This is a genomic window from Pseudonocardia petroleophila (assembly GCF_014235185.1).
GTDB lineage: Bacteria > Actinomycetota > Actinomycetes > Mycobacteriales > Pseudonocardiaceae > Pseudonocardia > Pseudonocardia petroleophila.
In genome coordinates this window covers 3,928,263-3,949,868 of record NZ_CP060131.1, presented here as the reverse complement: position 1 = coordinate 3,949,868, position 21,606 = coordinate 3,928,263, and the positions used below count along the sequence as shown (strand labels likewise).

The following is a 21,606-nucleotide window of genomic DNA, read 5'->3' as shown; positions in this document are numbered from 1 at the left end:
GCTGGGAACGTCGCCGGCACGTCCTGAACGGCTCGGGACGCGGCGAGGGGAGCACGGTGGACGTACGAGGAGCGGTGGCTCTGGTCACGGGAGGTGCGTCCGGGCTCGGCCTGGCCACCGCGCGACGGCTGACGGCCGACGGCGCCGAGGTGGTGCTCGTCGACCTCGCGTCGTCCGCGGGCGCCGCAGCGGCCGGGGAGCTCGGCGGGGCCACGTTCGTCGCGGCGGACGTCCGGGACGCCGAGCAGGTCGGCGCCGCGGTGGCGGCCGCGTCGGAGCGGGGCCCGCTGCGGGTCGCGGTCAACTGCGCGGGGGTCGGCGACCCGGCGCGGACGCTGTCACGCAGCGGCCCGCTCGACCTGCAGCGCTTCGCCCGTGTCGTGGAGATCAACCTCATCGGCACGTTCAACGTCATCCGGCTCGCCGCCGAGGCGATGGCCCGGACCGAGGCCGTCGACGATGAGCGCGGCGTGGTGGTGAACACCGCGTCGGTCGCCGCTTTCGACGGGCAGATCGGGCAGGCGTCCTACGCGGCGTCGAAGGGCGGGATCGTCGGCATGACGCTGCCGATCGCGCGGGACCTGGCGGGATCCCTGATCCGCGTCGTGACCGTCGCGCCCGGGATGTTCGCGACCCCGATCCTGCGCGGACTGTCCGACGAGGCCCGCGCATCCCTGGAGGCGCAGGTCCCCCACCCCTCTCGGCTCGGGGACCCCGACGAGTACGCCGCCCTGGTGGCGCACGTCGTCGTCAACCCGATGCTCAACGGCGAGACGATCCGGCTCGACGGCGCGATCCGGATGGCGCCCCGGTGACCGCCCCCGCAGCGCTCGTGACCGGCGCCTCGCGTGGGATCGGCGCCCTCATCGCCGACCGGCTCGCCGCCGCCGGCTGGGACCTCACCACCAGCGCCCGGTCGGCCGGCCCCCTCGACGAGCAGGCGGCGCGGCTGGTCGGGTCGCACGGCGGGAGGGTCCGAACGGTCCCCGCCGACATGGGCAGCGAGGACGACGTCGTGGCGCTGGCGGACGCGCACCTCGAGACCTACGACCGCATCGACGCCCTGGTGCTCAACGCCGGCATGGGGTCCATCGGACCGTTCGCCGACTTCCCCGCCCGTCGCTTCGACAAGCTGTACGCGATCAACGTGCGCTCGGCGTTCGTGCTGACCCAGCGGCTGCTGCCGGCGTTGCGCCGGACCGCCGGGGACCGCGGTACGGCGAAGGTCATCGCCGTCTCCTCGCTGACCGGCGTCGCCGGGGAGCCGCTGAACTCCGCCTACGGGGCGAGCAAGGCGGCGCTGACGTCGCTGTGCGAGACGCTCAACACCGAAGAGTCCTCCGGTGGGGTCACGGCGACGGCGGTGTGCCCCGGCTACGTGGCGACGGACATGACCGCGGGCCTGGCTGACCAGGTGAGCCCGGAGGCCATGATCGACGCCGCGGACGTCGCCGAGCTCGTGGTGGCGCTGACCCGACTGAGCCGGTCAGTGGTGGTCCCGCACGTCCCGATGACCCGGCCGGGCCCGCACCTCTGGCGCGCCTGAACCCCGCCGCCAGGTCGCCGAGGACTCAGAGCCGGCCCAGCTCCTCGTCCCCGGCGGGGAGGGGCTGCAGCACCGTGACACCGAGGGGTTCGACCAGCAGGTCGGCCACCTCGGCCGACAGCGCCGCGAACGCGGCACCGCCACCGTGGGCGCGGAGCGCGTCGGCCGAGGACCACTTCTCGACGACCACGAACCCCTCCTTGCCGCGGACCGAGCGGTGCAGGGCGTAGAGCTCGCACCCGTCGTCCTGGGCATGGGTGGCGGCGACCGCGGTGCGGAAGGCGGCCTCCACCTCCTCGTCGCGGCCGGGCTTCGGCACGACGGTGGCGACGACGACGACGGGCTCGGTCACAGGGACTCCTCCGGAACGGCCGCGAGCGAACGGCGGTGCTGCGCTCGGGGCCGACGCTAGGCAGGCGACCACGGCGTCCGGTGTCGCAATCCGCTCCACACCGGCCCCCGCCGTCCTGTTCTGCGACACCTGCGCCGGACACGCCGTCCCTACCGTGCAGGGACCCGGTCCGGTGACCGCACCGGCCCTGACCTGCGAGGGCGTGACGAGATGGTCGACGAGGACAGCGGCGGCGCGCCGCCGGAGCGGGTGCTGCGACGGGTGGCCGCTGCAGCGCTCTCCGCGAGCACACTGGAGTGGTACGACTTCTACATCTACGGGACAGCCGCGGCCCTGGTGTTCAACACGGTGTTCTTCCCGTCGGTGTCCCCCGTGGTCGGCACGCTGGCGGCGTTCGCGACGTTCGGCGTCGGGTTCCTGTTCCGGCCGGTCGGCGGCGTCGTCTTCGGGCACTTCGGCGACCGGATGGGCCGCAAGAGGATGCTGGTCGTCGCGATGGTCATGATGGGTGTCGCGACGACGCTGATCGGGCTGCTCCCCACCTACGCCACCATCGGGGTGGCCGCGCCGATCCTGCTGGTGCTGCTGCGCTGCGTGCAGGGCCTGGCCATCGGCGGTCAGTACGGCGGCGCGATGCTGCTGGTCACCGAGAACGCTCCGCCCCATCGCCGCGGGTTCTACGGCAGCTTCGCCCAGATGGGACCGTCGCTCGCGGTCATCCTCTCGAACGTGGTGTTCCTCGTCCTCATCGCGGCGCTGCCCGCGGAGGCGTTCGCCTCTTGGGGATGGCGGGTGCCGTTCCTGCTCAGCGTGCTCGTGATCGGGCTGGGCCTCTACATCCAGCTAAAGATCGAGGACACCCCCGACTTCCGCAGCCTCCAGGACTCCGCCCCCGAGCCGGGCGCCGCCGAGGCCACCCCGATCCGGCCGCGCTCACCACTGGTGGAGGCCCTGCGCACCCACCCGCGGCAGATCCTGCAGTCCGGCGGGATGATCCTGGTGATCCAGGTCTACTACTACATCCTCATCGTGTTCATGGTGTCTTATGTCGGCACACTGGGCGTCGCGCGGTCCACGATCCTGACGATCATCCTGATCTCCAGCGGGGCGACCGTCCTGACGATCCCGCTGTTCGCGACGTTGTCGGACCGGGTCGGGCGCAAGCGGGTCCTGGTTCCGGCCGGAGCCGCGACGCTGCTGTCGGCGTTCCCGTTCTTCTGGTTGATGGAGACCGCGACCGTCCCCGGGATGCTCGTCGCCGCCCTGACGGCCGGAATCGTTCTCGGCGGGCTGTACGGACCGATGGCGGCGTTCTTCACCGAGATGTTCAGCACCAGCGTCCGCTACTCGGGCGCGTCGGTGGGCTACCAGCTCGGCGCCGTAGTGGGTGGCGGGTTCGCCCCGCTCATCGCCGCGTCCCTGCTGGCCGCGACCGGCACGATCAACGCCGTCGCAGCGTTCGTGGCCGTCGCCGCCGTGCTCACGCTGGTGTCGATCGTCACGACGAAGGAGAGCTACCGCCCGGTCCCGCGGCCCGGTGCGGCGGACCGCGCGGTCCCTCAGTCGTCCTGAGCCGACCACCGGCGGCCGGGCCACCCGGCCGCCCCGCGGTGGACGGACTCAGAACGCCGTGGTGGACAGGTCCAGCCCGAGCGCCCGCACCTTGCGGTACAGCGTCGAGCGCGCGATCCCGAGCGACTCCGCGGCGCGGTGCTTGTTGCCGCCCGCGTCCTGCAGGGCGCGCATGATCGCCTGGGCCTCGGCCTGCTCCAGCATGGCAAGCGGTCGCCGGGAGGCACGGGCGGCGACGTCGGCAGGCAGGTCGCGCGCGCCGATGTAGCCGGTCCGGCAGCGCGCGACCAGTCCCCGCACCAGCGCGTCGAGCGAGGCGACGTTGCCCGGCCAGTCGAGCCGGCTCAGGGCCTGGACGCCGTCGGGCATCCAGCGCACCACCGGCCCGTCACCCACGGACCTGGCGGTCAGCGCGGCGAGCAACGTGGGTAGGTCGTCCAACCGGTCGCGCAGCGGCGGAACCTCTAGGACGTCGACGAACGTGTCGAGGAGCGGGTTGCGGCGACCCGCCGCGATCGGTCCGACCTCCGAGGTGGCGAAGACCTGCCGCCCCGTCGGGCGGCGCCGGAGTGCGGCATCGGTGGCCTGCGCCAGTGCGGGGTCCAGGAGATCGACGTGGCGCAGGACGAGGTTCTCGTCGGGGCCGTCGAGCTCGGTCTCGACGTCGCGCAGCCAGCGCTCGTGACCCGAGCTGCCGGCCTGCGCCGCGTCCAGCAGCCGCACGGGCCCCGGCTGCGCCAGAGAGCGCGCGACGGCCGCGCGGCCGCTCCCCTGCTCGCCCACCACCAGGAGCCGGTCGACCGGGCCGATCCGCGCGGCCTGCGCGCACAGCGCCGTCCACCGGGCGCTGTGTCCGACCAAGCCCGACAGCGGGGTGGCCGGACGCGCGGTGCGCCGCGACGGTTCACGGGCCGACTCCTGCTTGATCTTGAGGACCGCACCGACCACGTCGGGGCCGTCGGTGACCGGTCGGGTCTCGATCGACACCCGGGTGCCGTCGGCGAGCACCACGCTCCGCGCCGCGGTCGCACTCTCGCCGATGGCCCGCGACGCGTGTTCCCACAGCACGGCCTGGTCCATCCCGCCGATGAGGCGGGCCGCCGCGGCATTGGTGATGATCGTGTTGCGGTCCAGGGTGACCAGGGGGTGCCGGGCGTCGCGGTTGTGGGCGAGGTAGGAGTCGAGAAGGAGGCGCTCGCGTCGCGACGCCGAGTCCCGCAAGGCCCTCTGCACGTCGGCCGCGAGCTCCACCACCCAGGATAGGACGAACGGGCTCGTGTCCTCCAGACGGCACGTCAGGTCGATGCTGCCGACGATCCGTCGGGTCACCGGGTGGACGATCGGGGCTCCGGCACAGCTCAGCGCGTGGAAGACCTCGGAGAAGTGCTCCGGGCCGCGGACCAGCACCGGCGTGCCGCTCAGCAGGGAGATCGCGCTGGTCGTCCCCACGTGCGACTCCGCGACGGAGAACCGCGGCAACACGGACAGGGAGTCCAGCCTGCCCGCGAACGAGGTGTTGGGGACCCAGCGCCGCAGCAACCGCCCGTCCTGGTCGGTCAACGACAGCGCGCACATCGCCGCGTCCAGAGCGCCGCGGCGCCTCTCCACCAGCGGTGCGACGACGCGGGTCAGGTAGGAGTCGAGCTCGATTTCGGGGTAGTAGCCGGGCGCGACGCTGTCCGGGTCGAGGCCCTGCAGCTTGGAGCGCTTCCACGAGTCGTAGACGACCGGCCGGACCGCACCCGCCTTCTCGGGCATGTGCGCGGCGGCCCCGTCGAGCAGCTCGCGGGCGTGGTGAACGGCGCGCACCCAGTCATCCACGGGACGCCTCCGGGCTGCGAGCGGTCTGATCGTGTCGAACGACAGCGCTGTCCACGTCCACTCCCGAGGAGTCACTGCCGCTGCCCACAGCGGACCACGGCATCGTGAGCCCGGATCATCACCCCGCTACTGACAATGTGTCAAGAAGACCTTCGTCAGCGGGCGACGTCCTCGGCGATGCACAGCAGGGTGCGCGTGAGCAGGGCCTGGACCTGCGCCTTGGTCAACGAGCTGCCGTGGAGCCACTCCGCGATCGCGGCGGAGACCATCCCCTGGAAGCTCCGGATCATCGCCCGGGTCGACGGGTCGTCGCGCAGCTCGAGCACGGCGATCAGCCGGTCCTCCCACGCGCGCAGGCCGTCCCGGAACACCGCCTCCACCTCCGGATCCGAGCCCGGGGCAGTGGTGCCGATCATCGTCATGATGGTCTGCGGGTGCTGCTCGAGGACGTCGAGCCACCGCGCGAACAGCCGGGCGAGCTCTGCGGGGCCGGTCGCCCGACCCGCACGCTCTGCCGGCAGCGCGGGGAGCTGCCCGAACTCGCGCAGCACCTCGAGGTAGAGGCCGCGCTTGGTGCCGAAGTAGTAGTGCAGATTCGTCCGCGTCGTGCCCGCCGCCGCCGCCAGTTCCGTCGTGGACACGCCCGAGTACGGCCGCTCGGCGAACAGTCGGCGGGCGCCCTTGAGGATCTGGTCGCGCCGGTCGTCGGCGTCGAGCCGGATCCGGCGGCCGGCATCGCCGGCCGCCGCGTCGTCGGTGCTCGGGCTCGCCACGTCCGGCACGATAACCGGCTGCGGGCCAGACGCCCGTGGGCTGTCGCGTTACGCGACAACCGGAGGCGGACCCCGACTCCTAGCGTCGTCACCATGCTGCTCGACCTGGACGACGACCGCCGCGCGTTCCGCGACTCCGTGCGCACGTGGGTGGACAAGAACTACCCGCCCGAGCGCGCGAGCGAACTGGAGAAGCGGGAGTACCAGTACCCCTACGAGCTGTGGGAGGGCATGGCGGAAGCCGGTTTCCACGCGATGGGCATCGACGAGGAGTACGGCGGGCAGGGCGGCAATGCGGTGGACACCGCGGTGCTCGCCCGGGAACTCGCCCGCACCCTCGGCGGGCTGTCCTGGGTGTGGGGCATCCCCTCCTTCGCCGGCGCGAAGGCGCTGTCGCACGGCGGCACGGAAGAGCAGAAGCGGCAGTACCTGCCCCGGCTCGCGGCGGGCGAGATCCGCTTCTCCATCGCCGTGACCGAGCCCGGCGGCGGCACCGACCTGCTCGGTGCCATGACCACCCGCGCCAAGAAGGTCGACGGCGGGTGGCGGGTGAACGGTCAGAAGATGTGGTCGACGGGCGCGAAGGAGGCCACCTACCTGCTGCTGCTCGCGCGCAGCGGCGATCCGGAGACCCCGGGGACGCGCGCCCCCACGACGCTGCTGCTGGTCCCGACAGACTCCCCCGGCATCGACATGCGCTACATCCCCAAGCTCGGCATGCGCGCGATGGGCTCCTGCGAGGTGTTCCTCGACGACGTCTTCGTCCCGGACTCCCAGCTGCTCGGGACCGAGCACCAGGGCTTCAAGGTCCTGCTCGCGTCCCTGAACAACGAACGGGTGATGAGCGGGGCCCTAGCCCTGGGAATGCTCGACGGGATCCTCGAGGAATCCGTCGAGTACGCGAAGAACCGCAAGACCTTCGGGAAGGTGATCGGCGGTCACCAGATCATCCAGCACTACATCGCTGACACCGCGCTGGGTCAGAAGCAGAGCGAGCTGATGGTGTTCGACGCGGCATGGCGCGAGGCGTCGGGCCTGCCGTGCCACAAGGAGGCCAACATGGTGAAGGTCGTGACCTCCGAGCTCGCCGTGGCCGCGGCGGACCGCGGCATCCAGATCCTCGGCGGCATGGGCATCTCCGCCGAGACCCACGCACAACGGTTCTGGCGCGACCTGCGTCAGTTCCGGATCGCACCGATCAGCAACGAGATGGCGCGCAACAACCTCGCCGAGTCGTTCGGCCTGCCGCGCTCTTACTGACCGACCCGCACTCCGAGGAAGGCCACCGTGGCGGTGCCCCCGACGGCGCGGACGCCCTGACCCGAGTCGGCCCAGACCTCGCAGTCCACCAGGTGCACGCCGTGCTCCTCGCGCACCGCGGTGACCGTGCCGCCCACGTCGACGGTGTCACCGGCGAACACGTTCGCGGAGAAGCGGCAGTCGATCGTGCGGACCGACGCGCGGGAGCCGGTCCAGGCGACCAGCATGTCGATGACGTACGCCATCGTGACGCCGCCCTGGTTGACCTCGCGGTCCCCCAGCCCCGCCGCACGGACGGCGTCGAGGTCGAAGTGGATCGGGTTCGGGTCGCGCAGGACCAACGCCATGATCTTGATCCGGTCGGCGCTCACGCTCTCGACGCGCAAGGGTGGCACCGCGTCGCCCACCGCGGGCAGGGCAGTGCGGATCGGTCCGGTCATCAGGCGCCTCGCTTGAAGATGAAGCCGTTGGTCACCGTGCCGACCGGGTCGCCGGGGTGCGGGCCGTCGGCGGTGTCGTGTACCTCGACGCGCACGGTGACGAAGTCGAGGTGGCCCCCGCCGCGGGACTCCTTGCGCGCCACCGGACCGGCCGACGCCGTCATCCGGAAGCGGTGTCCGACCCGGACGGGCCGACGCTGGGCGATCTCGCAGTTGCCGAACAGCAGGGTGTCCTGGGCCCGCTGCCCGGCGAGCCGGCACAGCTCGTCGACGCTGATCCCCATCCCCCGCAGGGCGAGCACCAGCAGCCACAGCGGGTGGGCGTGCTCGGTGTCCACGTCGGGCGCCAGCAGCGCGTAGTCGGCGAGGGCCGACTCGTAGGCCTCGACGGTCAGCTCTCCCCCGGGGAGCTCACGGCCGTCGAGGGCGGTCCGCAGTACCTCGACGTCGATCAGATCGGCGTCCGACTCGGTCATTGTCGTCCTCTCGTGGTGTGGGAGCGGGGCGGTCAGAAGATCGTGTAGCCGCCGTCGACGACGATCTCGTTGCCGGTGTGGAAGGTCATGGTGGGGTCGGCGAGGAACGTCGCGATCTCATGGAACTCCTCCGGATCGGCCCAGCGCCGGGCCGGGGTCCGGCCGGTCGTCGCCTTCATGAAGCGCTCGTCGGCCTGCAGGTCGGTGTTCATCCCGGTGCGGGTCCATCCCGGGATGAGGATGTTGCAGCGGACCCGGTGGCGCGCCAGCTCCACGGCCAGCGTGCGGCCGAGGCCGACGATGCCGGTCTTGCTGGCAGCGTAGGCGGCCTGGCCGGCCCCGCCGTAGCGGCTGATGGTCGAGGACACGACGATCATCGAGCCGCCGGTCCCCTGGTCGACGAACCGGCGCGCGGCCTCGCGGGTGCACAAGAACGTGCCGTCGAGGTTGGTCCGCAGGACGCGGTGCCAGGTCTCCAGCGTCATCTCGGTGATCGGTGCCGCCTCGGCGATGCCGGCGTTGGCCACGAAGCACCCGAGCGGGCCGAGCTCGTCGACGGTGCGGTCCATCGCCGCGGCCACCGCGGTCTCATCGGCGACGTCGCAGGCCACGGCGATCGCCTTCACCCCGTGACCGGCGATCTCGGCGACCGCGTCGGCGCTGCGCTCGGCGTTGCGGGCCCACACCGCGACGTTCGCGCCGGCCCGGGCCAGGCCGACGGCCATGGCACGGCCGATGCCGTTGTTCCCCCCGGTGACGACCGCGGTGAGGCCGGTCAGGTCGATGGCCATCAGCGCTGCGCTCCCGGGATGCCGACGAGCCCGGCGAGGGCAGCGCGGTGCCGCTCGGCGGTGCCGAGCGCGATCGCGGTGCTCTTGGCCCGCTTGAGGAACAGGTGCGCGGGGTGCTCCCAGGTGAAGCCGATGCCGCCGTGCATCTGGATGCACTCCTCCGCAGCCTGCTGCACGACCACCGAGCAGTGGGCCTGCGCCAACGCCGCGGCCACCGGGAGGTCGGGAGAACCGGTGGCCGCGCACTCCGCTGCGTACCGGGCGACGGCCCGGGCCTGCGTGATCAGCACCCACAGGTCCGCCAGCCGGTGCTTGAGCGCCTGGAAGGAACCCAGGACCCGGCCGAACTGGCGCCGCACCAGCAGGTACTCGACGGTCATGTCCAGGCACCGCTCGGCCAGCCCGAGCTGCTCCGACGCCAGGAGGACCGCCCCGATCCGCAGGGCGTCGGTCACGGCGTCGTGGACCTGCGGGCCCTGCGCGATCAGGCGGGCGTCCGTCCCGTCCAGGACGAGGTCGACCAGCGGGCGCGTCATGTCCAGCGAGACGATCTCGTGGCGCGCGAGCCCGTTGGCCTTGCTCCCGACCGCGTACAGCGCGTCGCCGACCGGGACGAGCAGCACATGCGCAGCGGCGGCGTCGGCCACGCCGAGCACGGTCCCCGACAAGCGGCCCTCACGCAGCTCGACGGTGACGGGGCGCTCGCCGGGGACCGTGCCGAACGGGACGGCGAGGGCGACGACGAGCTCCCCCGACGCGAGCTCCGCGAGCAGCTCCCGCTCCCCCAGCGCGAGCAGCAGGGCCGCGGCGATGCCCGCGGACCCCAGGAACGGGACGGGCGCCACCGCGCGACCTAGTTCCTCGGCCACGACCGCCACCTCGCGCCAGCTCGCACCGGCGCCACCCAGGTCCTCCGGCACGGCGAGCGCGGCGCAGCCCACCTCGCCGGCGAGGGTCCGCCAGAGCTCCCGGTCGGTGGTGTCGGCGCTCTCGGTACGGGCCAGGACGGCGTCCCACGAGCTCCGCTTGTCCAGCAGCGAACGGACGCTGGAGCGCAGGTCGTCCTCGATCTCGGTGTAGAGCAGGTCCCCGGTGCGCGGGGTGGCTGTGTGCGATGTGGTGGCGGCGGTCATCGGGGCAATTCCTTCCACGGGGTGTCCTTGTCCGCACGCGCCTCGGGCGGCAGGCCGAGCACCCGCTCGGCGATGATGTTGCGCATGATCTCCGAGGTGCCGCCCTCGATGGAGTTGCCCTTGGCCCGCAGGTAGCGCCAGCCCGCCGGGCTGTCGGCGTGGGCGACCAGGACGGGGCGGCGGGCGGAATAGTCGCCGTACCGGAGTGCCTCGTCCCCCAGCAGGTCCAGCTCGAGCGCGGAGACCTGCTGGTTGAGCCGGGCGTGGGTGAGCTTGGCGCCGGAGCCTTCGGGCCCGGGCAGGCCCGCGGCCTGCTGCTGACCCAGCCGCTCTGCCGTGAGCCGACCCGCCTCGGCCTCGACCCAGAACCGAAGCACCTGGTCGTGCAGGCCCGCGGTCCGCCGCTCGGGGTGCTCCCTCCACGCCTTCACCAGCTCACCGATCGCGCCGCTCTCTCGCGGGATGGTCCCGCCGCCAATCGCGACGCGCTCGTTCATCAGGGTGTTCTGCGTGACCGCCCAGCCCTGTCCGACCTCGCCGAGGCGCTGGTCGTCGGGGATGCGGACGTCGTCGAGGTAGACCTCGTTGAACTCGCTCTCACCGGTGATCTGCCGCAGCGGGCGGACGTCCACCCCGGGCGCGCTCATGTCGCAGACGAAGAACGTGAGGCCGCGGTGCTTGGGCAGCGCCGGGTCGGTGCGCGCGACGAGGATGGCCCAGGTCGCGTCGTGGGCCAGCGAGGTCCACACCTTCTGACCGTTGACCACCCAGCCGTCACCGTCGGGCCGAGCGCTCGTCGCGACGTTCGCCAGGTCCGATCCGGCACCCGGCTCGCTGAAGAGCTGGCACCAGATCTCCTCTCCCGTCCACAGCGGGCGCAGCCAGCGCCGCTGCTGATCAGGCGTGCCGAAACGCAGGATGCTCGGCGCGGCCATGCCCAACCCGATGATGTTGGTGTGCGGCCGGTTGTCCGGGGCCCCGGCCGCGGCCAGGGCGACGTCCACCTCTGGCTGGAGGCCGGGATCGGCACCGAGACCGCCGAGGCCCTCCGGGTAGTGCACCCAGGCCAGGCCGGCGTCGAAGCGGGTGCGGAGGAAGTCGATCCGGTCGGTGGTGGCCGGGTCGTGGTCGTCGAGCAGGGCCTGAACCCGGGCAGCGAGGCCGTCCGCGTCCAGGGATCCGCTCGAGCCCGGCGCGGTCGCGGTACTGGTCACGGTCGCCCTTCTCGTCAGAGACGACCACGTGCACGGCCGCCGATCTCGGCTTGACGCTAGGAGCGAGACGCCCCCGGTGGTTGTCGCAAACCGCGACAACGCTCCTGACCTCGGGTCCGGGAGGAGAGGTGGAGCGGATTGCGACACCGAGGGCGCCACGCCCCTGGCTAGCGTCGCCGCCGCACTCGGCCGCGGCGGTCCCGCCCGGCTCGCTCCAGAACGGAGAAACTCACATGGGTCGTCTCGACGGCAAGGTCGCCTTCGTCACCGGCGCTGCCCGCGGTCAGGGCCGCAGCCACGCGATCGAGCTCGCCCGCGAGGGCGCCGACATCATCGCGGTGGACATCGCCCACGACCTCCCCGAACTGGGCCTCGGCTACCGATTGGGCTCCGCCGCCGAGCTGGCCGAGACCGCGGCGGAGGTCGAAAAGCTCGACCGGCGCGTCGTGACCTCCGAGGTCGACGTCCGGGACGGGGCGGCCCTGAAGTCCGCCCTCGACGCCGGTGTCGCGGAGTTCGGCCGGCTCGACGTCGTCGCCGCGAACGCCGGGATCGCCGCCAACTCGGTGCCGGCGCACGAGATCACCGACGACGCCTGGGAGCAGATGCTCGGTATCAACCTGACCGGCGTGTGGAAGACCTGCAAGGCCGCGGTGCCGCACCTGATCGAGGGCGGCCGGGGCGGATCGATGATCCTCACCAGCTCCATGGCCGGTCTGCGCGGCTACCAGGGCATCGGGGCGTACACCGCCGCCAAGCACGGGGTGGTGGGCCTGATGCGCGTCCTCGCCGCGGAGCTCGCCCCGCACTCCATCCGCGTCAACAGCGTGCACCCGACGCAGGTGGACACCGCGATGCTGATGAACGACGCCACCTACAAGATCTTCCGGCCCGACCTCGAGAACCCGACCCGGGACGACTTCGAGGTCGCCTCGGCGAGCATGCACGCCCTCCCCGTGGCCTGGGCCGAGCCGGTCGACATCAGCAGGGCGCTGGTGTTCCTCGCGTCGGAGGATGCGCGGCTGATCACCGGGGTGCCGCTGCCCATCGACGCCGGGCTGCTCGTCAAGTAGCGACACGACGACGTGGGGGTGCGGCCGTCGGCCGCACCCCCCACGTCGTCGCCTCGCGGTCAGGCGCTGTGCGGGATGCGGTACGGCATCGCCCCGCCGGCGTCGACCGGGAGTGCCACCCCCGTCACGTACCTGGCCTCCTCGGAGGCCAGGTAGAGCACGGCGTTGCTGATGTCGACGGCCTCGACGTACGGGACCCGCAGCGCGTTGAGGGACCGGAAACCCGGCTGCGCACCCTCGGCGTCCTGTGCACCCAGCAGGGCCCAGAACGCCGGGTTCTGCACCATCGGCGTGTCCACCGTGGTCGGGTGGACCGAGTTCGCCCGGATGCCGTGCGGCGCGAGCTCGACCGCGAGGCTGCGCATCAGGCCGGTCACCCCGTGCTTGGCTGCGGTGTAGTGCCCCATGTTCGGGAAGGCGTTCAGCCCGGCGGCCGAGCTCGTCAGCACGATCGCTCCGCCCGGACCCTGGGCCATGATGGTCGGCAGTGCCGCGCGGACCGGGTTGAAGACACCGGTCAGGTTGACGTCGATCATCTCCTTCCACGTCTCCTGCGTCAGCTCCCAGATGGGGGCCGCGGTGCAGATCCCGGCGTTCGCCACGACGATGTCGATCCGGCCGAACTCGGACACCGTCTCGTCGACGACCGCCTCGAGCCGTCCGTAGTCCCGCGTGTCGGCCTCGAAGGACAGGATCCGTCGATCCCGGCTCTCCACCTCCTTGACGGTCTCGGCGAGGTCCGCCGAGGTCGCCAGCGGGTACGGGACGGTGTCGAGGTCGTGGCACACGTCCAGGGCGACGATGTCGGCACCCTCCTCCGCGAAGCGGACGGCGTCCGAACGCCCCTGCCCGCGTCCAGCCCCGGTGATCAGGACCACCTTGCCGTCGAACCTGCCCATCGCGTTCTCCTTGCCCTCGGATCGGGTGTGCGGGCGAGCGGCCGCGGCGGCCCTCGCCCGTCGAGACATGGGGGGTGCGCAGTGGACGGCGCCCGGGAGCACCACCCACCGCGCACACGCGGAGCTACTCGGCGGCGAAACCCTTGCGGAGGAAATCGCCGATGCCGCTGGTCGCCGCCTGCGCCTCGGGCAGGAAGGAGAAGACCGGCCAGATGTGCACCATGTCCTGCCCGATCTCGAGCTCGGCCTGCCCACCCGCCGCGGTGATCCGCTCGACGAGGCGGACCGAGTCGTCGTGCAGCCCCTCGTCCGTCCCGACGTAGACCTTGAGCGGCGGGAGGCCGGCCAGGTCCGCGTAGAGCGGCGAGGCCAGCGGGGTGGACTTCGGTTCGGCACCGCCGAGGTAGGCGCCGCCCATCGCGGTGACGAGCGCCGCCGCGGGCAGCGGATCGAGGTGGGCCCGCTCGGTCAGCGACGCCCCTTCCCCCGCCAGGTCGACCAACGGCGAGCACACCACGGACGCCGACGGGGCCGGGTCCCCGTCCTCGCGCAGCTTCACCAGCGCGGAGACGACGAGCCCGCCGCCCGCGGAGTCGCCGACGAACGCGACCCGGCGCACACCGTCCTGCTCACGGGCCCACCGGTAGGCGGCCACCGTGTCGTCCAGCGGGGCGGGGAACGGGTTCTCCGGGGCCAACCGGTAGTCCACGACCAGCACGCGAGCATCGGCGGCCTTCGAGATCCGGTAGCCGAACTCCTGGTACCCGTTCGCGTTGCCCATGCACCAGCCGCCGCCGTGCACCAGCACGACGGCCTGGTCCCGCGACGTCCCGGGTGCGCTCACCCAGATCGCGGGCACCCCGCCGGCGTCGACGTGCTCGACCTCGGCGTCGGCGGGCAGCTCGAAGTTCGCGAGGACCTCGTCGTAGAGCCTGCGGTAGTCGTTCATGTCGGCCTCGGGCTCGGAGACCAGGTGGGTCAGCAGGTCACGGGCCCGGGACAGTTCAGCACTCGCCATGAGGGTCTCCTCGATCGTCGGTGATCAACGGGGTCAGGTCACATCTTCTGGAGGGTGGGCAGGACCTCCGAGGTGAACAGGTCGTAGCTGCCCGCCGCCTTCTCGCCCATCAGGCCGCCGTACTGGAACACCATGATCGGCTCGTAGGCACCGACGATCGCCTTGCGCTCCTCGTGCTTGGCGATCATCTGCTCCGGGGTGCCCCAGATCTGGCCGTTGACGTAGATGTCGACGACGGCCTCGAGGCCGTACTCGTCGATGGCCTGCTTCGCCGCGGCGTAGGACGCGTACCCGGTGGTGCTCTCGAAGTGCCGGCCGCCGAACTCGTAGTGCTCGACGCAGCTCATGTAGTAGTTGCCGACGTGCTCGTAGGCGACCCTGCGGGCCTCGTCGGCGTCGCGGTGGCAGTAGGTCAGGTCGATCATCAGAGGTGCCGGGGCCTCACCGCCGTGGGTCTCCCGGTACGCCTCGCGGTACTGCTCGATCATCGGCAGGTGCATGGTCTCCATCGGGCCCTGGATGAACGCCATCATCGCCACGCCCAGCCTGCCCGCCGCCACCGCGGAGTCCGGGCTCATCGCGACACAGGTGGTGCGGCCTCGGAAGGTGGCCAGCGGGGCGGGGTGCACCGGGACGCGCTTCTGCGCGTAGTACTTGCCGTCGCCCTCGACGTACCCGGCTTCCAGACCGCGGATGATCATCTCGGCGGCCTCGTCGAAGCGCTCGCGGGACTCGCCCATCTCGATGCCGAAGCCCTCGAACTCCCGGCGCGCCAGCCCGCGGCCCATGCCGAAGATCGCCCGGCCGTCGGACAGGTTGTCGAGCAGCGCGATCTTCTCGACGACGCGCATCGGGTCGTTCCACGGCAGGATCACCGCGGTCGTGTGCACCTTGGCGTTGGTGGTGCGTCCGGCGATGTAGGACAGGAACTGGGTGTTGTCGGGACACATCGAGTAGCCGGGGTCGAAGTGGTGCTCGACGCAGCCGATGCTCTCGTACCCGTCGGCGTCCGCACGCAGCGACAGCGCGATCTGGTCCTGATAGATGTCGTAGTCGGAGCTGGCGTTGTTGTAGTTCTGGATGAGGTTGGTCATGTGGACCTTCACGGGGCCTCCTAGGCGCACGCAAGAGCGGTTCGGGACTGCACGAGATGTGGGGTCACGGCCTGGCCACCGGCCGGCTCGTGTGACCTGGGACTCAAGGCTGGCAGCGTGTGGGGGCCGGTCGTTGTCGCATTGCGCTACAGATCGCGGACCGGTCCGGTCAGGTCTTCTCGAAGTGCGAGATGTCGAGGATCTGGCCGGTGCGCTCGTCGGCCCAGACGGCGCGCACGCGGGTGCCCGAGGGCAGTTGCTCACGCACCGCCGACGGGTCGGACAGGTCCAGCCCGCGGACGTAGTGCATGAGCAGGGTGGAGGCTCCGTCGAGTCGGATGCCCGCGATTGCGTACGGCGGGGTCGGGCCGCCGCGGAAGCTCTGCCAGGCCACGGTGAAGGCCTCGACCACGCCTTCCGGGGGCAGCTCCTGCCAGGTGTCGGTGCGCACGAAGCAGGCCTCGCAGTAGGCCTGGGGCGGGACGAACACCCGGCTGCAGTCCGGGCAGGCGTTGGCGAGGATCGTGCGCCTCGTCAGCCCTTCCATGAACCGGCCCCACGTGGCTCCGAGGTGGACGTCGTAGTCGAGGTCCCAGTGCACCCGCTGGGTCGTGATGGGCGTGCTCATGAGCGTTCCTGCCTCTCCAGGACGGCCAGGTTCTCGAACTGGAAGAACGTGCCGCCGGTGCCGTGGGCGAGTCCGCGACGTGCGCCGTGGACCTGCATCTCCGGTGGTGCGTCGCCCATGAGCTGCAGGGCGACGTAGACGTACGGGGCGAGCTCTCCGGCCACACCGGCGTTGGTGCACAGCGGTCCGCCGGACAGGTTGACCGGGATGGCGCCGTCGATCCGCGTGCCACCGGACCGGATCAGGTCGATGCCGCCGCCGGGCGGCGCGAAGCCGAGCGCCTCCAGCTGCATCGGCTGCATCGGGGCGTAGGGCGAGAAGACCTCCGCCACGTCGATGTCGGCGAGCGGATCGCGGACGTCGGCGAGCCGGTAGACCTGCGCCGCCAGGATGGCGAGGTTCTCCATCGCGGCGAAGTCGTTCTTCCCGCCGCCCAGGTAGGGGTCGCTGCTGGTGCCCATGGCGCGGATCAGCACCGGGGTCGGTCCCAGGTCCGCCGCACCCTCCTCGGAACTGATCAGCAGCGCGTTCGCCGACGTGGAGACCGGGCAGACCATCGCCATCGTCATCGGGCTCGACAGCGGCCGGGCACCGACGACGTTGTCGATCGTGAGGGTGTTGCGCAGGTGCGCGTAGGGGTTGCGCGAGGCGTGCTCGTGGTCCTGCACCGCGCTCACCGCGAAGTCCTCGACGGTCGCCCCGAACCGCTCCGCGTAGGCGCTCGGGTAGAACGCGCCCATGTGGTAGGCGCCCATCCCGAGGGGCTGCTCGACGACCATCGGCGAGTTCGTGTTGATCGCGGCCTGCAGGTCGACCGATCCGAAGAAAGTCGGGCCGCCGATGCACAGCACCCGGCTCCGGTCCCCGGAGCGCACCTGGCGCGCGGCGACCTGCATCAGGTTGCCGCCCGTGGTGCCCCCGGTGTTGAGGATCGACACCGGCAGCTCCGTGCCCAGACCGAGCCTGCGCACGACGTGCTTGGCCCCCAGGACGGTGCCCTCGAAGCCGTCGATGTTGCCGATGACGATCCCGTCCAGGGACGACGGCGAGGCACCGGAGTGCTCCAGGGCGCCCCAGACCGCCTCCTGGACCAGCTCCAGCGACGACGACTCCTGCCGTCGCGGCGAGGTCGCCGCGGTGATCCCGACCCCGGCTATCACGGCACGCGCGGCCATCAGACCCCCTCCACGACGAGCACGGTCGCGGTGTCCGCGACGGTTCCGAGGAGCAGGTCGGTCGAGTGCGCGACCGCCCGTCCCCCGTTGTGCTCCAGCCACGTCACGGCTTCGAGCAGCCGCAACGCCCCGTTCGCGACGCCGGGGTACGAGCTGCGCACCCCGCCGGACGGGGTGACCTCGGCCTTGCCGTCGGCCAGGCGCAGCGCGTCGAGCACGGGCCCCTGCAGCGCCGGTGTCGGCGCGGTCAGCTCGACCGCCCCGACCTCCTCAGCCGGTCCGTCCAGCCCGGCGCGTCGGTAGGCCTCCTGCGCGGCGCGGCGCGTGGCCGCGGCCGGGTCGGTCAGCCACTGCCCGCCCGCCGTCGTGTCGCTCGTGCCCTGCCCCCATCCGGTGAGGACGGCGCGCGGGCGCAGCGCGCGGCGGGCCCGGGCCAGTGACCCGAGGACCACGGCGATCGCGCCGGTCGACTCCGCGGGCAGCATCAGCTCCCGGAGCGGGCCGTTGACCGGCGCCGACGCGAGGACGTCCGCCGCGGTGACGCGGGCGGTGCGCAGTGCGCGCGGCCCGGCCGCGCCCCGGTTGATCTCCGCCGCCGCGATCTCGGCCAGCTCGTCCTCGGTCAGCTCACCGGAGTCGATGACGTGGCCGGCGTGCAGGCCGAGGACGGTCTCCGCGGACAGCCCGACGGGCCGGTCGAAGTGGGGCTCGAAGCCGAGGTTGGAGATCTGCTGCAGGAACGCGCGGCGGTCCGGCGCGGAGACCTCCGGGTTGTACACGCCAACGGCCACGGCCAGGTCCGCGTCACCGGCCGCGATGGCCTGCGCGGCGGCGATGATCGCCTGGCCCGCGTCGCCCTCGATCCGGTAGGACTGCGCGAGGTAGCCGCCCGACGCGGCGTTGGTCAGGCCACTGGAGATGCTGCGGCCGTCGTAGACGTCCAGTGACGCCGTGACCGACAGCCCCAGCTCCTGCTTGCGGACCCCGGCCTCCCGCAGCGCCTGCGACACGGCGTCGAACACCAGCTCGTCGAGGACCGCGTCCGACTCCACGACCAGTGGCGTGGCCGCGATGCCGAGGACCGGTACCGGGTCCTGCGCCGTCGCGGACGGGTTCAGGCCGGTCACATCGACACACCCCCGTCGACCGGCAGCACGACGCCCGTGACGTACGCGGCCTGCTCGGAGGCGAGGAACGCCACCGCGGGCGCCATCTCCACCGGCTCCGCGAACCGGCCCAGCGGGACCGTGGCGGTCATCTCGGCCAGCCGGTCCGCGGGGATCGCGGCGACCATCGCCGTCGAGGCGTTGGGCGAGATCGCGTTGACCGTGATGCCGAAGCGCGCGACCTCCTTGGCCACAGACTTGGTGAAGGCGATGATGCCGCCCTTCGCCGCCGCGTAGTTGGCCTGGCCCACGTTGCCGTGCATGCCGGTGTAGCTCGTGACGTTCACGATCCGGCCCGAACCGGCCCGGCGCATGTGCGGGACGACCGCCCGGGTCACCGCGAACGTGCCGCCGAGGTGCACGTCGAGCACCGACCTCCACTGCTCGTCGGTCATCTTCCAGACCACGGTGTCCCGGGTGATACCGGCGTTGTTCACCGCCACGTCGATCCCCCCGGCCCACGCGGCGAACTCGTCGACGGCGGCCGTGACGGCGGCGGCGTCGGACACGTCCAGCGCGAAGGTGCGCACCGCGCCGTGCCCGTCCCAGGCCGTCTTCAACGCGTCGGGGTCGCGGTCAAGCACCGCGACCTTCGCGCCCGCGTCGACGAAGTACCGCGCCAGTTCGAACCCGATCCCCTGGGCGCCGCCGGTGATCAGCACGGCGGACCCGGAGAAGTCCGCGACGATCCTGCCCACGGCCATCAGAGCCGCTCGATGATCGTCGCGTTGGCCATGCCGCCGCCCTCGCACATGGTCTGCAGCCCGTACCGGCCGCCCGTGGCCTCTAGGTGGTTGACCATGGTGGCCAGCAGCCGCACCCCTGACGCGCCCAGCGCGTGGCCCAGCGCGATGGCCCCGCCCCGCGGGTTGAGCTTCTCGGGGTCGGCGTGCAGCTCGTGCTGCCAGGCGAGCGGCACCGGTGCGAAGGCCTCGTTGACCTCGTAGGTGTCGATGTCGTCGATGGACATCCCGGCGCGGGCGAGCACCTTCTGCGTGGCGGGGATGACGCCGGTCAGCATGAGCAGGGGGTCGCTGCCGGTCACGGCGAACTCGTGGAACCGGGCGCGCGGGCGCAGCCCGAGCTGCTGCGCGCGCTCCTCGCTCATGATCAGCGCGGCGGACGCGGCATCCGTGAGCGGCGAGGAGTTGCCCGGGGTGATGCTCCACTCGATCTCCGGGAAGCGCTTCCCGAGCGCCTCGTCGGCGAAGGACGGCTTGAGACCACCCAGGCCCTCGGCGGTGGTCGACGCGCGCACGGTCTGGTCGGTGTCGTGGACCTGCCCGTTGACCGTGATCGGCACGATCTCGTGGTCGAACGCGCCCTCCGCACCGAACGCGGCGGCGCGGGCGTGCGATCGCGCCGAGTAGGCGTCGAGGGCTTCACGGTCGAGCTTCCACCGCGCGGCGATGAGCTCGGCGGACACGCCCTGCCCGACCAGCCCCTCCGGGTAGCGGGCCCGCAGCGGCGCGGTCGGGTGCTGGTCGACCGAGCTGTAGCCCATCGGGACCCGGCTCATGGACTCCACGCCGCACGCCAGGACGACGTCGTAGGCGCCCGCCATGACCCCCTGCGCCGCGAAGTGCACCGCCTGCTGGCTCGACCCGCACTGCCGGTCCACCGTGGTCCCGGGGACCGACTCGGGGATGCCGGCCGCCAGGACGGCGTTGCGGGCGATGTTGAGGGTCTGCTCGCCCGCCTGCGACACGCAACCCGCGATGACGTCGTCGATGCCGGCCGGGTCGATGCCGGTCCGCTCGAGCAGCGCGCGGAGGGTGTCGGCGAGCAGGCTCACCGGGTGCACGTCCGACAGCGCGCCACCCGGCTTGCCCTTGCCCGATGCCGTGCGGACGACGTCGACGATCACTGCTGACCTCATGTGGCCGTTGCTCCCGTTCGTCAGGGTCGTGGAGGCCCAGGGCTCTCCGGTCCTGCACGACGGTAGGAACTGCGGGCCACACGGGGTTGTCGCAAGGCGCTACACGGTCAGCTCCGGGGCAGGCCCAGCACGCGCTCACCGATGTAGTTCAGAACGCTCTCGTTGTTGATCGGCGCGATCTGCAGGACGCGGATCATCGGCCAGAGCGTGATCACGTCGGTCTCGTACACGAAGGCCGATCCGCCGTGGGTCTGGATCGCAGCGTCCACGGCGGCGAGCGCGGCCCGGCTGCCCAGGAGCTTGGCCATGTTGGCCTGGGCACCGGCGTCCCGGCCGGAGTCGTACTCCCCGGCGGCGGAGTACATGACCTGGCGAGCCGCCTCCATCTCCGCCTTCGCCAGCGCGAGCGGGTGCTGCACCCCCTGGTGCGCGCCGATCGGCGTGCCGAACGGTGCGCGGACCTTCGCGTACTCGACGGCCTTCTGGAGCCCGTACTCCCCTAGCCCGAGGGCCCACGCCGCGATGACGACGCGCTCCTGGTTGAGGCAGGACAGGATGTTGTCGAACCCGAGCCCCTCCTCGCCGATGAGGGCGTCGGCGGGCACCTCGACATCGTCGAAGAAGACCTCGAACTGGTACTCCGGCGCGTGCCACTCGATGTCGAGCCTGCGCAGCTCGACGCCGGGCAGCGACATGTCGACGACGAAGAGCCCGAACCCCGACCGTCGCCCCACCTTCTCGCCGGGCCCGGCGGTGCGCGCGAGCAGCAGGATGTGGTCGGCCTCGTCGGCCGCCGAGATGTAGACCTTCTGCCCGCTGATGCGGTAGCCCGTGCCGGTCGCCTTGGCGACGGTCCGCGACGCGAACGAGTTGGTACCCGCCTCCGGCTCGGTCACCCCGAGGCAGAAGCGGCGCTGCCCGCTGATGGTGGGCAGGACGTGCTCCTTGATCTGGCGCTCCGTGCCGTGACGCAGGATCGCCTCGCGCGAGAAGGTCGTCAGCGAGTACTGCAGGGGCGGCACCCCCGCGCGGCTCAGCGCCTCCATCACCGCGGTGCACCCGGTCAGCCCGCCGCCGGCCCCGCCGAGCTCCTCCGGGATGCCGATGGCGAGGAGATCGGCCGCGACGAGCGCGTCCCACAGCTCCGGTGCATGCGCCTTCTCGCGCGAGCGCCGGACGTAGAGCTCCCTGGGACAGGCGGCGAGGACGCCCTCGACCGCAGAGAAGATCGACTCGACCAGCTCGCGGTGATCGGGGTGGATGGTAGGTACGAGTTCAACGGTCATGTCGTCTCCG

General features: G+C 72.0%; 22 protein-coding genes. 5 read left to right on the top strand and 17 right to left on the bottom strand.

The window, feature by feature from the left end; all coding sequences use genetic code 11:
* Nucleotides 1-56: 56 nt before the first annotated feature.
* Nucleotides 57-815 carry an SDR family NAD(P)-dependent oxidoreductase gene (locus H6H00_RS19660; protein ID WP_185717206.1) on the top strand — a complete coding sequence of 253 codons (759 nt, stop codon included), beginning with the start codon at nt 57-59 and terminating at the stop codon, nt 813-815.
* Nucleotides 812-1,546 carry an SDR family NAD(P)-dependent oxidoreductase gene (locus tag H6H00_RS19655; protein WP_185717205.1) on the top strand — a complete coding sequence of 245 codons (735 nt, stop codon included), beginning with the start codon at nt 812-814 and terminating at the stop codon, nt 1,544-1,546. Before H6H00_RS19660 ends, H6H00_RS19655 begins: the two co-directional genes overlap by 4 nt.
* A 25-nt stretch (nt 1,547-1,571) precedes the next feature.
* On the opposite strand, the gene H6H00_RS19650 is transcribed toward H6H00_RS19655, so the two are convergent.
* Nucleotides 1,572-1,898: a putative quinol monooxygenase gene (locus H6H00_RS19650; RefSeq protein ID WP_185717204.1), complete on the bottom strand. Its 327-nt coding sequence runs from the start codon at nt 1,896-1,898 to the stop codon at nt 1,572-1,574.
* 210 nt (nt 1,899-2,108) lie between these two features.
* On the opposite strand from H6H00_RS19650, the gene H6H00_RS19645 reads away from it, so the two are divergent.
* Entirely contained in the window at nt 2,109-3,470 is a 1,362-nt protein-coding gene (locus H6H00_RS19645) for an MFS transporter (RefSeq protein WP_185717203.1), read from the top strand.
* Nucleotides 3,471-3,518: 48 nt separating this feature from the next.
* Here the strand turns inward: H6H00_RS19645 and H6H00_RS19640 are convergent, their stop codons facing one another.
* Both H6H00_RS19640 and H6H00_RS19635 read right to left on the bottom strand, forming a co-directional pair.
* Nucleotides 3,519-5,279, bottom strand: a complete 1,761-nt coding sequence (locus H6H00_RS19640) for a sigma-54-dependent Fis family transcriptional regulator (protein ID WP_185717202.1) — start codon at nt 5,277-5,279, stop codon at nt 3,519-3,521.
* A 167-nt stretch (nt 5,280-5,446) separates the two neighbouring features.
* A complete protein-coding gene (locus H6H00_RS19635; protein WP_255425267.1) occupies nt 5,447-6,064 on the bottom strand; it encodes a TetR/AcrR family transcriptional regulator in 618 nt (205 codons plus the stop codon).
* Between the two features lie 93 nt (nt 6,065-6,157).
* Between H6H00_RS19635 and H6H00_RS19630 the strand changes: the two genes are divergently transcribed.
* Entirely contained in the window at nt 6,158-7,324 is a 1,167-nt protein-coding gene (locus H6H00_RS19630; protein ID WP_185717200.1) for an acyl-CoA dehydrogenase family protein, read from the top strand.
* Here H6H00_RS19630 and H6H00_RS19625 read toward each other — a convergent pair.
* The 5 genes from H6H00_RS19625 to H6H00_RS19605 are packed head-to-tail and all read right to left on the bottom strand — an operon-like array spanning nt 7,318 to nt 11,378.
* Nucleotides 7,318-7,764: a MaoC family dehydratase gene (locus H6H00_RS19625; RefSeq protein WP_185717199.1), complete on the bottom strand. Its 447-nt coding sequence runs from the start codon at nt 7,762-7,764 to the stop codon at nt 7,318-7,320. The genes H6H00_RS19630 and H6H00_RS19625 overlap by 7 nt on opposite strands.
* Nucleotides 7,764-8,240 (bottom strand): hypothetical protein, encoded by a 477-nt coding sequence (locus H6H00_RS19620; protein ID WP_185717198.1) that lies wholly within the window; start codon nt 8,238-8,240, stop codon nt 7,764-7,766. Before H6H00_RS19620 ends, H6H00_RS19625 begins: the two co-directional genes overlap by 1 nt.
* Before the next feature lie 32 nt (nt 8,241-8,272).
* A complete protein-coding gene (locus tag H6H00_RS19615) occupies nt 8,273-9,031 on the bottom strand; it encodes an SDR family NAD(P)-dependent oxidoreductase (protein WP_185717197.1) in 759 nt (252 codons plus the stop codon).
* Nucleotides 9,031-10,164 carry an acyl-CoA dehydrogenase family protein gene (locus tag H6H00_RS19610; RefSeq protein ID WP_185717196.1) on the bottom strand — a complete coding sequence of 378 codons (1,134 nt, stop codon included), beginning with the start codon at nt 10,162-10,164 and terminating at the stop codon, nt 9,031-9,033. Before H6H00_RS19610 ends, H6H00_RS19615 begins: the two co-directional genes overlap by 1 nt.
* A complete protein-coding gene (locus H6H00_RS19605; protein ID WP_379539946.1) occupies nt 10,161-11,378 on the bottom strand; it encodes an acyl-CoA dehydrogenase family protein in 1,218 nt (405 codons plus the stop codon). Before H6H00_RS19605 ends, H6H00_RS19610 begins: the two co-directional genes overlap by 4 nt.
* Before the next feature lie 233 nt (nt 11,379-11,611).
* Here H6H00_RS19605 and H6H00_RS19600 point away from each other — a divergent pair, with 233 nt between their 5' ends.
* On the top strand, nt 11,612-12,451 hold the full coding sequence (locus H6H00_RS19600; protein ID WP_185717195.1) for a mycofactocin-coupled SDR family oxidoreductase: 840 nt from the start codon (nt 11,612-11,614) through the stop codon (nt 12,449-12,451).
* A gap of 59 nt (nt 12,452-12,510) precedes the next feature.
* On the opposite strand, the gene H6H00_RS19595 is transcribed toward H6H00_RS19600, so the two are convergent.
* The 9 genes from H6H00_RS19595 to H6H00_RS19555 all read right to left on the bottom strand — a co-directional run bounded on the left by H6H00_RS19595 (nt 12,511) and on the right by H6H00_RS19555 (nt 21,596).
* Nucleotides 12,511-13,350, bottom strand: a complete 840-nt coding sequence (locus tag H6H00_RS19595) for a mycofactocin-coupled SDR family oxidoreductase (RefSeq protein ID WP_185717194.1) — start codon at nt 13,348-13,350, stop codon at nt 12,511-12,513.
* A gap of 124 nt (nt 13,351-13,474) precedes the next feature.
* Entirely contained in the window at nt 13,475-14,368 is an 894-nt protein-coding gene (locus H6H00_RS19590; RefSeq protein WP_185717193.1) for an alpha/beta hydrolase, read from the bottom strand.
* 38 nt (nt 14,369-14,406) lie between these two features.
* Nucleotides 14,407-15,474 carry an LLM class flavin-dependent oxidoreductase gene (locus tag H6H00_RS19585; RefSeq protein ID WP_185717192.1) on the bottom strand — a complete coding sequence of 356 codons (1,068 nt, stop codon included), beginning with the start codon at nt 15,472-15,474 and terminating at the stop codon, nt 14,407-14,409.
* 157 nt (nt 15,475-15,631) lie between these two features.
* Nucleotides 15,632-16,090 carry a Zn-ribbon domain-containing OB-fold protein gene (locus H6H00_RS19580; protein WP_185717191.1) on the bottom strand — a complete coding sequence of 153 codons (459 nt, stop codon included), beginning with the start codon at nt 16,088-16,090 and terminating at the stop codon, nt 15,632-15,634.
* Nucleotides 16,087-17,265, bottom strand: a complete 1,179-nt coding sequence (locus tag H6H00_RS19575; protein ID WP_185717190.1) for a thiolase family protein — start codon at nt 17,263-17,265, stop codon at nt 16,087-16,089. Before H6H00_RS19575 ends, H6H00_RS19580 begins: the two co-directional genes overlap by 4 nt.
* Nucleotides 17,265-18,392 carry a beta-ketoacyl-[acyl-carrier-protein] synthase family protein gene (locus tag H6H00_RS19570; protein WP_185717189.1) on the bottom strand — a complete coding sequence of 376 codons (1,128 nt, stop codon included), beginning with the start codon at nt 18,390-18,392 and terminating at the stop codon, nt 17,265-17,267. Before H6H00_RS19570 ends, H6H00_RS19575 begins: the two co-directional genes overlap by 1 nt.
* On the bottom strand, nt 18,389-19,135 hold the full coding sequence (locus H6H00_RS19565; protein WP_185717188.1) for an SDR family oxidoreductase: 747 nt from the start codon (nt 19,133-19,135) through the stop codon (nt 18,389-18,391). The genes H6H00_RS19570 and H6H00_RS19565 overlap by 4 nt, the downstream gene beginning before the upstream one ends.
* Complete coding sequence (locus H6H00_RS19560) at nt 19,135-20,310, bottom strand: thiolase family protein (RefSeq protein WP_185717187.1); 1,176 nt, start codon at nt 20,308-20,310, stop codon at nt 19,135-19,137. The genes H6H00_RS19565 and H6H00_RS19560 overlap by 1 nt, the downstream gene beginning before the upstream one ends.
* A gap of 107 nt (nt 20,311-20,417) precedes the next feature.
* Nucleotides 20,418-21,596, bottom strand: a complete 1,179-nt coding sequence (locus tag H6H00_RS19555) for an acyl-CoA dehydrogenase family protein (RefSeq protein ID WP_185717186.1) — start codon at nt 21,594-21,596, stop codon at nt 20,418-20,420.
* Between the last annotated feature and the right edge of the window lie 10 nt (nt 21,597-21,606).